The sequence below is a fragment of the Shouchella shacheensis genome, assembly GCF_001484965.1.
GTDB classification, from domain to species: Bacteria; Bacillota; Bacilli; order Bacillales; family Bacillaceae_D; genus Shouchella; species Shouchella shacheensis.
The window spans coordinates 15104-29121 of the sequence record NZ_LLYY01000040.1 but is presented as its reverse complement, the minus strand read 5'-3'; the positions used below and the strand labels follow the sequence as shown (position 1 = coordinate 29121).

Annotated in this window: 10 protein-coding genes and 1 pseudogene; 4 read left to right on the top strand and 7 right to left on the bottom strand. The window is 50.0% G+C overall.

Going from position 1 to position 14018, the window contains the following annotated elements; translation table 11 throughout:
- Positions 1–423 (top strand): annotated as a pseudogene (locus AVZ68_RS18205) (hypothetical protein); the annotation flags it as partial.
- 116 nt (positions 424–539) lie between these two features.
- Here AVZ68_RS18205 and AVZ68_RS18200 read toward each other — a convergent pair.
- Positions 540–1388: a MurR/RpiR family transcriptional regulator gene (locus AVZ68_RS18200; RefSeq protein WP_059106000.1), complete on the bottom strand. Its 849-nt coding sequence runs from the start codon at positions 1386–1388 to the stop codon at positions 540–542.
- 21 nt (positions 1389–1409) lie between these two features.
- A complete protein-coding gene (locus AVZ68_RS18195; RefSeq protein ID WP_059105999.1) occupies positions 1410–3083 on the bottom strand; it encodes a nicotinate phosphoribosyltransferase in 1674 nt (557 codons plus the stop codon).
- 395 nt (positions 3084–3478) lie between these two features.
- On the opposite strand from AVZ68_RS18195, the gene AVZ68_RS18190 reads away from it, so the two are divergent.
- Positions 3479–4705 carry an MFS transporter gene (locus AVZ68_RS18190; RefSeq protein ID WP_059105998.1) on the top strand — a complete coding sequence of 409 codons (1227 nt, stop codon included), beginning with the start codon at positions 3479–3481 and terminating at the stop codon, positions 4703–4705.
- A gap of 389 nt (positions 4706–5094) precedes the next feature.
- On the opposite strand, the gene AVZ68_RS18185 is transcribed toward AVZ68_RS18190, so the two are convergent.
- The 4 genes from AVZ68_RS18185 to murB form a co-directional block, all read right to left on the bottom strand.
- Positions 5095–6717 (bottom strand): catalase, encoded by a 1623-nt coding sequence (locus AVZ68_RS18185; protein WP_059105997.1) that lies wholly within the window; start codon positions 6715–6717, stop codon positions 5095–5097.
- 137 nt (positions 6718–6854) lie between these two features.
- Positions 6855–8267 carry a xylulokinase gene (locus tag AVZ68_RS18180; RefSeq protein ID WP_059105996.1) on the bottom strand — a complete coding sequence of 471 codons (1413 nt, stop codon included), beginning with the start codon at positions 8265–8267 and terminating at the stop codon, positions 6855–6857.
- A 26-nt stretch (positions 8268–8293) separates the two neighbouring features.
- Positions 8294–10012 carry an ABC transporter ATP-binding protein gene (locus AVZ68_RS18175; protein WP_059105995.1) on the bottom strand — a complete coding sequence of 573 codons (1719 nt, stop codon included), beginning with the start codon at positions 10010–10012 and terminating at the stop codon, positions 8294–8296.
- A 477-nt stretch (positions 10013–10489) separates the two neighbouring features.
- Positions 10490–11419 carry a UDP-N-acetylmuramate dehydrogenase gene (gene murB / locus AVZ68_RS18170; RefSeq protein WP_157404716.1) on the bottom strand — a complete coding sequence of 310 codons (930 nt, stop codon included), beginning with the start codon at positions 11417–11419 and terminating at the stop codon, positions 10490–10492.
- Between the two features lie 248 nt (positions 11420–11667).
- On the opposite strand from murB, the gene AVZ68_RS18165 reads away from it, so the two are divergent.
- The gene (locus AVZ68_RS18165) at positions 11668–12384 is read left to right on the top strand and encodes a spermine/spermidine synthase domain-containing protein (protein ID WP_059105993.1); all 717 of its coding nucleotides are present in this window, start codon (positions 11668–11670) and stop codon (positions 12382–12384) included.
- Here AVZ68_RS18165 and AVZ68_RS18160 read toward each other — a convergent pair.
- Positions 12339–12959, bottom strand: a complete 621-nt coding sequence (locus AVZ68_RS18160) for a flavin reductase family protein (protein WP_059106001.1) — start codon at positions 12957–12959, stop codon at positions 12339–12341. The two genes, AVZ68_RS18165 and AVZ68_RS18160, sit on opposite strands and share 46 nt — an antisense overlap.
- A gap of 408 nt (positions 12960–13367) precedes the next feature.
- On the opposite strand from AVZ68_RS18160, the gene AVZ68_RS18155 reads away from it, so the two are divergent.
- Entirely contained in the window at positions 13368–14015 is a 648-nt protein-coding gene (locus AVZ68_RS18155; RefSeq protein WP_059105992.1) for a DUF421 domain-containing protein, read from the top strand.
- Positions 14016–14018 lie beyond the last annotated feature (3 nt).

Below are 14018 nucleotides of genomic sequence, written 5' to 3'. Positions count from 1 at the left end.
GTATACCGTCTAAAGACGGTGGAGTTAGACCACGCGTTTGGAAATTAAAGGCGGACATTATCGTGCTAGAAAACGAATCTTTATTTGACAGCCGGAAATTCCGTGAAATGGGTGACATGGGTCGTCTAATGGAAGATCAATTTTTATCTTTGCTTTCGTATGTTGCTGATCAAGAACGTAAGAAAATACTTCAAAGGCAAGCTGAAGGCATCGCAGTAGCCAAATCTCAAAGGAAACATTTAGGGCGCCCCTCAAATAAGCCTGTCCAGTCTGAGCAGGAAAGAGCATCAAATAATAGAAGAAAATTATCTAAAATGGAAAAACAGAGACATAACAGGCGTTTTGTTTATGGAGATGTTAGAACTGAAGAAAAACACGTTTTATAAAATTATGAAGGAATATGATGAGGTAAAGAGTATGTAGGTTATTGAAATGTTTTTTCTCTGAAGTCATGCTATTAAAAATAACCAGAAGGGGAAATGGCGGCAAAATCGTCGGATTCTACCTTTACCCCTAGAAAAAACGCAGGCTCCTTTCGTTCACCTGCGTAATTTCACCGCTCGTTCTCTCGCTTCTGTAAACGCTTGAACCACTTCCTCACTGCTTTCATGAAAGACGCTCAGATAGAGAGTGTCGATAATATTTAACTGTGTCATGCGGGAGCTGATCGTGCCGATGCGAAAATCCTCTTCCACACTTGGTGTACAAAGGCGGATACCGGCGAGCTTGTAGAGAGGCGAGCGCTCCATATTGGTAATCGCAATGAGCGTTACCCCCTTGCTTTTCGCAAAGGAAGCCAGCTCCACGACATCCTTCGTTTTTCCAGACAAACTAATCGCTATAAACACATCGCTTGCCTTCATAAAGGGAATGATTGAAAGCATGTAGTGAAAATCATGGTGGCTTGATGCTTGATACCCAATTCTCGTGAACTTATAGCTGCCATCGTAGGCAGCGGCGGCCGATCCCCCTACTCCAAAAAAGATAACTCTCGACGCCTTCGCTAAAACTCCAACGGCCTTCTCCAGCTCTTTTCTATCAAGAGAACCAAGGGTGGACTCGATCGCCGTCTGGTTCGCATACGTCACCTTTTGAAAGAGGTTGTAGGCCGTGTCTTTTTCTTGGAGCGAAGAAAAGTTCGTGATCCTTGGCTTCTTTGCGCTCACATCTTTCATAAGCTCCAGTTTAAACAGTCGAAAGCTCGTTAGCCCAATCGACTTGCAAAAGCGCACAACGCTTGCTTCACTGGCGTCGGCCTGCGCGGAAAGATCCTTCGTCGTCATGCTGGGAACAAGCTCCGGGTGCTTAAGCACATACGTCCCTATCTTACGTTCCGCTTCTGAGAGCCGGGGTAGTTCTTTTTCGATTCGCCTAAGCAGTGAAGGCATAAGGGAATACACCTCCAAGCATCATTCTTCGCTCTCTTCTTTTTTCTCCTGAATAAGGGCATCCTTCATGACACGTAGCTCATCAGACAAGGCGACAGGGTACACTTCCGGAACCTCTAGTCGGAGGTATTCCTCCCAAAAGGACTGCTTCTGACGCAAATGATACTCCCGTACTTCCGGCAGGCTTGGCCGCTCGTACACACACTCGCCGTTCTTGAAAATGGGTTTATGGAGCTCAACGGCTTCAAAATGACGAATTCGTTTGGCTTTCAGCGGGTTGGTTGGATGCCGGAGCACGATCTCGCCTTTGCCATCGAGCTTTTCATGATCGAGGCATATGTAATCCCCTTTGGCCATGCCATCCTCGCCAAACAAACGATACGCCTTCTTGCGCCCTGGATTGAGGATCTTCTCAATGCTCTCGGAAATTTTAATAAGTGCCACCCAATCGTTTTTCGTGTGCAGGCCTTCTTCAACTTCCTTTGCAAACGGGCGGCGGGCGACAATTTTATGAACCCCTCCAAGCGCCGGATTATCGTAGGAGGTGATAAACTTGGTGCCTACGCCCCACACGTCTATTTTCGCGCCTTGTTGCTTTAATGAGGTGATCGTGTATTCGTCCAGGTCATTGGTCGCAGCAATTTGAACAAATTCAAGCCCCTCTTCATCAAGGCGTTTGCGCACGTTTTTAGACAGATAGGCCAAGTCGCCACTATCCAGACGAACGGCCGCCATGTCATAGCCTTTCTCCTGCAGCTTCTTCGCAGTGGTGATCGCGTGAGGCAGGCCGGTGTTCAGCGTGTCCGTCGTATCGAGCAGTGGAATCGTTTTCTGCGGGAACACCTCTGCATAGGCAAGAAACGCTTCTAGCTCCGACGGGTGAAACATAATGTAGACATGGGCCTGCGTCCCCGTAATCGGAATATCAAATTGCTTGCCGGCTTTGACATTGCTTGTCGCTGTGAACCCGGCAATATAGGCCATCTTTGCCCCGTTCACACTAGCATCTCGGCCCTGCGCCCGCCGTTTGCCCATTTCAAGTAGCCCATCTTCTCCAGCGACGGTTTTCATTCTCGATCCTTTCGTAAGCACAAGCGACTGAGCATTGATGGTGTTGAGGAGCATCGCCTCAATCCAAATGCATTCCCATACCGTCGACTCCACGCGAATAAACGGCGTATTTGGAAACACGAGATTTCCCTCTTCTAGCGCATACAGATCCCCACTAAAGCGCATGTCACGTAGCTCCGAAAGAAACGCCTCATCGAAATTCTCAGGCTGCTTTCGTAAATAATCCAAATCGTGTTCGTTAAAATGGAGGTTTCTAATGATGTCAATTAAACTCCCAAGGCCACCAAAGGCCACATAACCGCCGAGATCGCCATTAAAATCGCCGACTTTTTTTACAAACGGGGCTTTGCGGTAAAAGTCATCAAACACCACCTGTGTCTGATGAAGGTTTTCCTTCCAAAGCGCATACATCATTGTGATCGCATAAAAATCCACGTCCAATGCGTAATCTTCGGCTGGATTGTAATAAGGAGCGGTGTAGAAAGAGTGCGAGGCACAGCGAAGACATCCTTCTCCCCGTGCCTCCTCGTTTGAAAGATGCGGTTGATCGCAGCTTTTGCAAATATGTATGTATCGGTATGAAGTTGGGTTTACGTAGTCAAACATTGTCTTATGGGCCGCCATCTGTGCTGTAGCTCCTTCTGTCCTGTTTGCTTAGGGTTGTTATTAGCAAGTATACCGCTGAATATATCGATTGACAAATGAGGAAGCAGTTCGTTACGGGGACTTTTGGGGAGTAAAAATCGTGAGTGCCTAGCTGATGTAGGCGGAGGGGCGGGGCGGAAATTTCTCCATGTCCGCGGACCTCTCCCCCGCATCCGGGCTCTTCTCTCTCACATTCGCGGGCTTCTCCCCCGCATCCGCGCTCTTCTCTCTCACATCCGCGGGCTTCTCCCCCACATCCGGGCTCTTGCTGGTCTGAGCCATCGCTTCCCAAAAATTTCAACAACCGCCTCTGCTTTTTTCCATAAAAAATGATACGATAGCAAAGAAAGTTTTACTTAGGGAGGCGATTTATTTTGACAGCTCAGATTCACAAGCGAGACCATGTGCTGTTTCTAGCTTCCGTCTTTTGCTTTTGGCTTGCAACGTATATTTACGTTCCGATTTTCAGCTTATACCTTGAGCATATTGATTTTCCTTACAGCACGATTGGGGTGATTCTCGGAAGTTATGGTGTCACTCAAGTGCTTCTGCGCTTTCCGCTCGGTGTATTGTCTGACTGGCTTCATAGCCTGCGGAAGATTCTCTATGTCGGCGGCTTTGCCGTTGCCCTAGTGAGTGGGCTCATGCTCGTCTTTTTTGATTCGTATGCCCTTGTCTTAACGGCCCGGCTTTTAGCTGGAGTGACGGCTGCCATGTGGGTAATGGCCACGATTATGTATGCCCAGTATTTCACGAGCGAAAAATCAGGGCGGGCGATGGGCAGCCTGCAGTTTCTGACGGTGATGCCGCAGTTTCTGAGCATGGCTGTTGCCGGCATTCTTGTCGAAGCGTTTGGATGGCTCTTCCCATTCTGGATCGGTGCGGTTGTTTCAGCGATCGGTCTCATTCTTGCATTATTTATTAAAGTCGTTCCCGCACCTGAGGCGAACGCACCGAAACGGTCGGTGGCAGGCTACGTGAAGGGCACCCTTCAAGTGAAGCGGCTGGTTCCTTTGACCCTTGTCTCTCTCTTAACCCACTCACTGATGTTTATGTCCATTTTTGGGTTAACGCCGAATTATGCGGCAACCATGGGCGTTGGAGAAGGGGATCTGATTTGGCTGATGGTTGCTTTTTTCTTGCCACACGCGGCTGCCTCTCTTCTCGTCGCCTTCTTGACGCTGCCAAAACATTTTGAGCTAAACGTGTTGTTTGCGAGTTTCATTGTCTCGGCGGGAACGTTCTTCCTCATTCCTACGGCCACTTCGCTCACAAGTATCAGCGTCTTGCACGCGGTGATTGGGCTTGCACTTGGACTGGCGCTACCGCTTTTGCTTTCGCAAGTCGCCGCGCTCCCGGTCGATGATCTGAAAACGTCCGTGATGGGTTTCTATCAATCGATCTACGCTCTTGGCATCTTTCTAGGCCCCTTGCTTGCGGGGCAGGTAGCCGAGTGGTTTGGACTTGAACATGTGTTTACACTTGCGGGTCTTACAAGCATCGTTGCTCTGGTGATTGTGACGGCAGGCTTGCTAGTACCAGCCAGGCGAAGACAAACCGCTAAAGGCGGCACTAGCCAGGGAGGCGGACGGGCCGTTTGACTAAACAACGGCTGGATTGGGTGGATGTTGGTACAGGGATTGGCTTCATTCTTGTTGTCACGGGGATAGGCCCTTTGAGGGCCTATCCAAAGACAGTATTTTACCCCTGGTGGTCGATTCCCTCTCCATATGTTAGGGTTACGAAACAAACTGGTTAAAAAGGGTGAGTTTCATGGATATTCTTTGGATGCCTGCGTTATTTCAAATATTTTCTTTTGGATTAATAGGTTTGATCGTCTTCGGGTTATTTAAGCTCGCGGGAAAAAAGTAACATCTTTAATAAGCGCTATTTCTAAAAGTCCAAGTACCTCCATAACATTCCTTCCTCCCCCCTCCATCTTGAGCGCACCAAAAAAAGCCGCCCCACCGGACGGCTTTTTCTCTTCTGCTTAATAGGGATCAGAGACGTCTCCCATACGCTCAGCATCATGGACGGCTTCTTCTTGCTTCTCACTAGTACTGGAATGGGCGTTCGCTAAGCCTTCCTTCAAGCGACGGCCATACTCGGCGTCGGCTTGTGTGCAGTGTTCAATCATGGCCTCCTGAATCGCTGGGTTGACGTCGGCCAGAGCACCCACGAGATTTTCAATCAGCTCGTCGCGCTCCCTGTCATTGAAGCGACGGTAGGTTTCCCCTGCTTGTCCGTACACGTTTGGGCGGTCAATCGCTTCTTGTTTGAGTTCCCCGCTTACGTTTGGCGTGTACGGGCTTCCGGTTTTGCCCGCTTCCTTCAAGCCATCAAGTATGGATGGTTCGTAGTTCACATGCGGATTGCTGCCGGGTGGATTGTCAACCTGATACGTCATTTGGCCATCGCGCTGGTTGGTGCCGACCCGCTTCTTCGGAGCGTTAATGGGCAGCTGCAAGTAATTGGCTCCGACGCGGTGGCGCTGGGTATCGGAGTACGAAAACGTCCGACCTTGCAGCATCTTGTCATCGGAGAATTCAAGCCCATCCACTAAGACACCCGTTCCAAAAGCCGCTTGTTCAACTTCGGCAAAATAATTTTCAGGATTTTTGTTCAAGACCATTTTTCCGACCTTGTGCCACGGAAATTGATCTTTGTACCAAAGTTTCGTGTCATCAAGCGGATCGAAGTCGAGCTCCGGATGCTCCCCGTCTTCCATGATTTGTACGTACAGCTCCCATTCCGGGTAGTCGCCTTTTTCAATCGCCTCATACAAGTCCTGGGTCGCATGGTTGAAATTTTCCCCTTGGATCTTTTCAGCTTCTTTTTGTGTTAAGTTCTTGATCCCTTGCACGGGCTCCCAGTGATATTTCACGAGCACTCCTTTTCCTTCATCATTGATCCATTTGTACGTGTTCACGCCGGAACCTTGCATGTTCCGATAGTTCGCCGGAATTCCCCAAGGCGAGAAGACAAACGTAATCATATGCAACGCTTCAGGGCTCTGTGAAACAAAATCAAACATACGCTCCATGTCTTGAAGGTTCGTGATTGGGTCCGGTTTAAAAGCATGGATCATATCGGGAAATTTCACCGCATCGCGAATAAAGAAGATTTTCAAATTGTTCCCGACAAGGTCCCAGTTCCCATCTTCTGTGTAAAACTTAACCGCGAACCCTCGTGGATCACGCAGGGTCTCTGGCGAGTGCGTCCCGTGAATGACCGTGGAGAAGCGAACAAATACCGGCGTCTCAACATCCGAATTCGTAAACACTTTCGCTCTTGTATACTTGGAAATCGGGTCATCGCCGACTTTGCCGTAGGATTGAAAATAGCCATGCGCGCCCGCCCCACGACCATGCACGACCCGCTCTGGGATACGTTCACGATCAAAGTGACTGATTTTCTCAATAAAATTGTAATTCTCAAGTGTAGCCGGTCCACGATTGCCGACGGTACGAAGGTTTTGATTATCCTGTATTGGGTGGCCTTGACGATTCGTGAGCGTCTCCTCGTTTTCATTCGCAGCCTTCCGCTTATCGAGCGCATCCCCTTGTCCCGTTACATTGGTGCCAAAGGACGGAGATTTTTTGTTTTCATCCATGTCAGCCACTCCTTCTTTAAAATGCCAGTCTAGGAATTAGCTTTGCCAATGAAAGAGAAACTATGCATCTAGAAAAGGAACATTTGCTCACAAGCGACATTCGCTGCTGGAGCCGCATTCTGTTTCGGACAGCCTCTCTACAGCTCAGAAAACGCTGGATAGAGTCGTTTAAACCGTTCATAGGATTCCCGGTAAACGGTTTGGTGCGCTGGATTTGGCTTCACAACGAAAGAATCGAGAGCCGTATGCGCACCGGCTTCCCAAGACATGCCCTCTGCCGCCAGATACTCACTGTTCTCTCTCACATGCAGCTCGACGTCGAGCACCTCCGCCAGCACTTGCGTAAACAGGGGACTCCTCCCGCCGCCGCCAAGAACGGGAACGCGTTCTTGAGAGAGGTCGCCTAAGAGCTCCCGCGCTTGGCGAAAGGCAAACGCAACCCCCTCCAATACCGCACGGGCAATCTGCGCTTTCGTTGTGCTGTAGGAGAGCCCGACGAGAAGACCTTTGGCTTCCGGATCGCGCACCGGACAACGCTCGCCTCCTAAGTACGGCAGAAACAAAAGGCCTTCCGCACCAGGGGTGGAAGTTTGTGCTGTTTCATTGAAAGCCTCTACGTCTCCGTCAAAAAATAGGTCCGCCGCCCACTGCACGGCGCTGCCAACATTAAGGAGAGGCGCGACACGAATGTAGCCAGCTTTCGTTGGGTGTGCAAGTGTGAACGTGCCGTCCGCTTTCTTCGGTGCCACGTCTGTGGTATAGCCAATCCATCCTGTTGTGCCGAGGTACATGTACATTTGATCGGTAGCAGTCAACCCGGCAGCAAGGGTCGTTGCTCCTGCATCCCCGGCCCCGACAAATACAGAGATGCCGGGAGGAAGATGCAGCCGTTGGGCGACCTCTTCCCCCAGCTCTCCGGCGACCTCATCCGCTCGCCGCAAGGGAGGGAGCTTACCAGCATCTATACCCACCGCCTGCAGCTCCTCCCGCAACCAGTCGCCTCGTTCCAAGTGATACATTCCTGTTGTGGACGCCGTGGTTACATCGGTTGTCGCACGGCCCGTCATTTGATAGATAAGATAGTCCTTTGCGCTAAAGCCAAACGCTTGGCAGGTGTGGTACAGCGCTGGCTTATGCCGGGCGAGCCAGAGCATTTTCGCAAAAGGAGCGGTTCCATCAAGCTCGTTGCGTATGGATGAAAAAAGCGGGCCACATGTACATTCAATGAAGGCAGCTTCCGCCTCTGCTCGTCCGTCGCTATACAAGATAGCGGGAGGAACAGGGTTCACGCCAAGCATTATGACATCCTGCATTTGTCCGCTAAACGTGATGTTCGCTACTTGCTGGAGCAACGCTGTCTTTTCCGTTTTCCAATGATCGCATATGGCTTGCACAGCCTTCCACCAGTCTTCGGGTTGCTGTGTGACCTCCCCTTTGGTATTTCGCTTTGTGGAAATCTCCACACTTTTTGATGCACAGAGCACCCCTTTTTTCAGAAGAATGCCTTTGACCGATGTTGAACCGACATCAAGAACGAGCGTTACTGACATCGAACTTCCTCCCTCCTTCCTCTATTCTACTTCCTCTCAAGCTGAATGCTGTTTAGCGTTGCAAACACCCCACCTTTTGCCACAAGCTCTTCATACGTTCCTTGCTCGGCAATGCCCTCCTTTGTGACGACGACAATGTAATCGGCGTGACGAATGGTGGCCAGTCGATGAGCAATGACAAGTGTGGTTCGGTTCTCTGCTAGCTCTAGTAGCGACTCTTGAATGAGTGCTTCGGTTTCGGTGTCAAGTGCAGACGTCGCTTCATCCAAAATAAGAATCGGCGGGTTTTTGAGAAAGGTGCGCGCGATTGCAATGCGCTGCTTCTGCCCACCGGAGAGCTTCAGGCCACGCTGGCCAATTTGTGTTTCATAGCCCGCTGGAAGAGAAGCGATCAGCTCTTCTAAGTTTGCCAATTTCACCGCGCGCTGCACGTCCTCATCACTCGCTTGCAAGTTTCCGTATTGGATGTTTTCCTTGAGCGTTCCCCCAAACAAGAAAACATCCTGCTGCACGATGCCAATTTGAGCGCGCAGCGATTGTTTCGTCATGTCGCGAATGTCCATTCCGTTAATAGTGATGCGCCCGCCGTTCACGTCGTAAAAACGGGGAATCAACGAGCTAATCGTCGTTTTCCCGGCACCCGAGGGACCGACAAAGGCAACGGTCTTTCCGGCCGGAAGATGCAGGTCGACCTGTTGCAGCACAGGGCGGTTTTTTTCATAGCCAAACGTCACGTTCTCAAAATCAATCGAACCATCGAGCACGGGTGCTTGTCTAGCCTCTGGCTTATCGACGATATCGACATCCGTGTCAAGAATTTCTGTGAAACGCTTAAATCCTGCCATTCCTTTTGGATAGAGCTCAAGGATGGCGCTGATTTTTTCAATCGGCTTAAATAAGACATTGATATAGAGAATAAAGGCAACGAACTCCCCCACTTCAATCGTGTTATTGAACGTTAACCACGCCCCGTAAATTAATACGGAAAGAATCATAAGTCGGGTGGAAAAGAAAATCCCGGCGGATGTATAGCCCATCACCTTATAGCCACCGACTTTCGCCTTCCGGTAGCGGCGGTTGTTCGTTCTGAATTCGTCTACCTCGAACTCCTCATTGGTAAACGACTGCACGACTCGCACCCCAGAAACGCTGTCTTCAACCTTGGCATTCACATCGGCAATTTCTGTGTACATCTTCGTCCAGGCTTGATTCATTTTGATATTCGTGTATGTAATCAATACAATCAGGACGGGAACAAAGACCAGGGCGACGAGGGCCAGCTGCGGATTCACCGTGAACATAATCGTGAAGGCACCGACGAACGTCATCACAGCAATAAAAAAGTCTTCTGGGCCGTGGTGGGCAAGCTCACCGATATCAAACAAGTCGTTGGTGATGCGGCTAATGATGTGGCCGGTCTTCGTGTTATCGAAATAACGAAAGGACTGCTTTTGCACACTTTCAAACAAATCCTGGCGCATATCGGTTTCGATATTAATGCCTAATTTGTGTCCCAAGAAATTCACATTGTACTGCAAGTAGGAACTGAGAATATAAGTAAAGAGCAGCCCTCCAGAAACCCATGTGATCGTTGCCCAATTTTGCTCAGGCAGGAGCGTATCAATGAACCACTGCACGACAAGCGGAAAGGCGAGGTCCAGAATCGCCACCATAATCGCACTAAAGAAATCAATATAAAACAGTCGCCGGTGCGGGACGTAATAGCGAAAGAATCGTCGTATCATTTGCGTTTCCCTTCCATCTAGCTTAAAGTCTCTCTCATTTAACCACAGTATGTCGATTTGTACCCGTTTTTTTATATAAAGTTCTACCGAAAAGCGCAGGCGGGTTGATCAGAAGCGAGAATTTTGGAGACCTGACATAAGAAATCCCGTTCTTGGATTTCGTTGTCAGGGCGAAAAATCTCGACGCTCCTACCCGCCGCAGCAAGACATGAAAAGCGCAGGCGGGTCGCCTAGAAGCGCGGATTTTGGAAGGCCTGCACTTGAAATCCCGCTCTTGGATTTCAAGGCAGGACTGAAAAATCCCGAGCTTCTACCCGCCGCAGCTAGACACGAAAAGCGCAGGCGGGTTGATCAGGAGCGAGAATTTTGGAGACCTGACATAAGAAATCCCGTTCTTGGATTTCGCTGTCAGGGCGAAAAATCTCGACGCTCCTACCCGCCGGAGCTAGACAAAAAAAGCCTGAGGGGACGCACCCATCAAGCTTCCTCCATTCGATCTTCCCCAATAGTAATAACCTCTGTCTCCAGCTCGACATCAAATTTCTGTTTGACGACCTGTTGCACATGCTTCACCAGATTCATATAATCCGTCGCGGTGGCCCCGTCGACATTGACGATAAAGCCCGCGTGCTTTTTTGAGACTTCCGCTCCTCCGATGCGGGTGCCTTGCAGGTCGCTGTCTTGGATGAGCTTTCCAGCAAACATCCCTGGGGGCCGTTTAAAAACGCTGCCGCAGGACGGATACTCGAGCGGCTGCTTCGTCTCACGAGCAAGTGTCAGTTCATCCATTTTTTCTTTAATCACCGTTCGATCGCCTGGATGCAGATGGAATTCCGCTTCCAAGGCAATGTAGCGCTTTTTGGAAAATACGCTCCTCCTATACTCAAAGAGAAGGTCGTCCTTGTAGAGGGTCTCGAATTCCCCGTCCTCCGTGAGCACGAGTACACGTTCCAAAACGTCCGCAATTTGACCGCCGTAGGCGCCGGCATTCATATAAAGCGCCCCACCGACCGTTCCCGGAATGCCACAAGCAAACTCAAGTCCTGTCAGTTCTGCACCATGCGCGTCCCGAGAGGCTTGAATAATGGCCGCTCCGGTTTGCGCCTTCATGACGTGGCCCGTGACGGAAATCGTATCTAGCTCCTTTAAGCTAAGCACAATCCCCCGGATGCCGCCGTCTTTAACAATCAGATTTGAGCCAAAGCCAAGCAGCGTGATCGGTACCTCATACTCCTTCGCAAACCGAAGCACCTGCTGTGTGGCTTCGTAGGTCTTCGGCGTCACAAACAGATCCGCCTCGCCCCCCATTTGGGTGTACGTATGTCTATGTAGGGGCTCCCGGACATGAACGGTGTCCTTTGGCAATTGTTCCATTAAAGATGCGCAAACATCGACATAATTCTTCATTGTCATCGTCCTCTAATTGCTTCCACGCGCGAGGCACGTTGGAAGGTTGATGTGATATACCTATGTAAGGGCGCTCAAAGATGTGCCTCCCCACATCCCTTCATTATGAAGGATATGCAAGCAAAAAGACAGTCCAAAAAGATGTTCCTCTCTAGTTATCTACGCGTGATGATTACGTTGCGTTTCACGCCGTTGTTTTCCGAATACTCCATCTGTTAAACTAGACGAAAAGGAAAGAAGGAACAACGATGGATTTTGAGAGGCCCACCGTGATTGAACGCCTAGAGACGCCTTATGGGGAGCTTCAACTTCAAAAACGCGGCCCCCATTTTGAAGTCATCAGCAACGGCACATTTTTGATGGCGAGCTACAACGGAGAATCGGAACGACACCTTGTTCGGGCAGCATTCAAAAAAGCCCACCACCCCGCCCATGTCCTGATTGGCGGCCTCGGCGTCGGTTACTCACTTGAGGAAGCACTCATCCATGAAGACGTGGCGAGCGTGACCGTTGTGGAGCGGGAGGAAGCGATCATTCGTTGGAATGCCGAACATTTTCTCTCTCTTACAAACAACGCGGTCCGCCACCCGAAAACAAGAATCGTTCACGACGATATTAGCCAATGGATGAGGTCAACCGAAGCGACCTACGATGTGATTTGTCTCGACACGGATAACGGACCCGATTGGCTCATTCACGACGACAATCGCTACATCTACGCAGAAGCCGGACTGAAACGCTGGCGCGAACTGCTCACTCCTGATGGCTGCGTTGCTTTTTGGAGCGCCAATGCTTCCCGTGATTTCGAGAAGTTGCTCGCCTCGTTCTTTCAAGAGGTGAAAGTGGTGCAAGTTCCAGATCCAACCAAGCGCGGCGAGCCAGATGTCGTGTATTTAGGGAGTCGGAGAGGCAGGCCCCTTCACTTTGGTCGCTCCAATGAAAAAAACTTCCCAAGAGAAGCATAGTTTGCCCCTGCCAGCCGCGCCACGGGACGAAGCTTTTCGGTGAGCACGTATTGCTGCTGTTCATCATAGACATCCTCCGCCAAATGAAGGCTCTTCACCCGTGCAATGAGCAAATCAAAGGAATCCTGACCGCTCTCTCCTTTCATAGGGAGGTGGGATTCGAGCGTACATTCAAAGCGGACGAGCGCTTCCTTAATGCTCGGAACGCCCACAGAGGTGCTCTCCACAAGCGTAAAGTTGGTTCTCTTTAGCTCGCTTTCGTTTGGCCCGAGCGTCGCCGCCGTTTCATTCATCCCCTCCACCATGGACTCGCTCACCATATGAATGACGAGCTCCTGGTGATGAACAGCGTTGCGCGACGTATCCTTCATTTCTCCTTCCCGCCGTCCGACAGAAACCGACAAAAGCGGGGGATCCGCCGAAAGCATCGAAAAGAAGCTAAACGGTGCGGCATTGACGATGGTTCCGTCCACTGATGTTGTGGTCACAAACGCAATTGGGCGAGGCGTGATCGCCCCCGTCATCAGCTTATAGCGCTGTTTCGCCGTTAAGTCTTGCGCAAAAAGAGTGTGCATGTGAAAACCTCCGTTTTTTATTGTTCTTTGAAGACGGTTACTGTCTAACTCAACTTTCGGAGTGAAGTCGCTCTTCACTTGAGCGGTATCCTCCTCCACTTGAGCGATATTCTCCTCCGCTTGAGCGGTATCTCCCCTCGCTTGAGCGATATTCTCCTCCGCTTGAGCGGTACCTCCCTCACTTGAGCGGTATTCTCCTCCGCTTGAGCAGTAGTACCTCTGCTTTACTGACCCTCTTTTTGTCTCCGAACGTTGACTACCTAAATTTTAACATAGGACACGTTTTAGTACCTAGTCACAGGACCGCCCATGAAAGCCTCAAGCCTTCATTATTAAGCTTTTTTGAGCCGTCCCCTCCCGTTTACCCCTCCTCTTCCCTGCCTATACTGCTAATGGAGGTGGGCCAAGATGGAGGATTTGTTTCCCATTATTTATCGGACGGGCATCATGTTTGTAACGATTCTTCTCTTTTTTCGAATCACGGGCAAAAAGGACTTGGGGGAAATTAGCGTGCTTGATGTCATCGTTACACTGATGATTGCCGAGCTATCCGCCACCCTTATTGACGACACGGAGCTTCCATTATACGAAGGGTTAACACCGATTGCGCTCCTGACGAGCTTTCAACTGTTGCTCTCAAAAATTCAAGTCAAGAGTCAGCGCTTCCGCGATCTTATCGACGGTCAGCCCACCATTGTCATCAAAGACGGGCAATTCATTCAAGCAAATATGCAAAAGCAAGGCTACAATTTGGATGACATTATGCTTCAGCTGCGCGACAAAAATGTCCCTGATATTCAAGAGGTGAATTACGCCATTCTTGAATCCTCCGGGACACTTTCCGTTTTTCAAAAAAACAGCCAGACCAGCTTCACTCTCCCTTTTATCATGGACGAAACCATTCAACATGCCCACCTACAAATGATGGGCAAAACCGAAGAATGGCTCTATGAGGAGCTTGCGAAACACGGCTATACCCATGAAAAAGGCATTTTCTACTGCAGCTATACCGGGGGACAGTTGTTTGTGCAAGAGAAAGATGGGACGTCAGCGTGACGA

Excerpts from the sequence above, each read along its gene's own strand:
- AVZ68_RS18180 (WP_059105996.1), bottom strand. The coding sequence starts at position 8,267 with ATGTCAGTAACGCTCGTTCTTGATGTCGGTTCAACATCGGTCAAAGGC.
- AVZ68_RS18195 (WP_059105999.1), bottom strand. The coding sequence starts at position 3,083 with ATGGCGGCCCATAAGACAATGTTTGACTACGTAAACCCAACTTCATAC.
- murB (WP_157404716.1), bottom strand. The coding sequence starts at position 11,419 with ATGAAGAATTATGTCGATGTTTGCGCATCTTTAATGGAACAATTGCCA.
- AVZ68_RS18165 (WP_059105993.1), top strand. The coding sequence starts at position 11,668 with ATGGATTTTGAGAGGCCCACCGTGATTGAACGCCTAGAGACGCCTTAT.
- AVZ68_RS18185 (WP_059105997.1), bottom strand. The coding sequence starts at position 6,717 with ATGGATGAAAACAAAAAATCTCCGTCCTTTGGCACCAATGTAACGGGA.
- AVZ68_RS18160 (WP_059106001.1), bottom strand. The coding sequence starts at position 12,959 with ATGCACACTCTTTTTGCGCAAGACTTAACGGCGAAACAGCGCTATAAG.
- AVZ68_RS18155 (WP_059105992.1), top strand. The coding sequence starts at position 13,368 with ATGGAGGATTTGTTTCCCATTATTTATCGGACGGGCATCATGTTTGTA.
- AVZ68_RS18175 (WP_059105995.1), bottom strand. The coding sequence starts at position 10,012 with ATGATACGACGATTCTTTCGCTATTACGTCCCGCACCGGCGACTGTTT.
- AVZ68_RS18200 (WP_059106000.1), bottom strand. The coding sequence starts at position 1,388 with ATGCCTTCACTGCTTAGGCGAATCGAAAAAGAACTACCCCGGCTCTCA.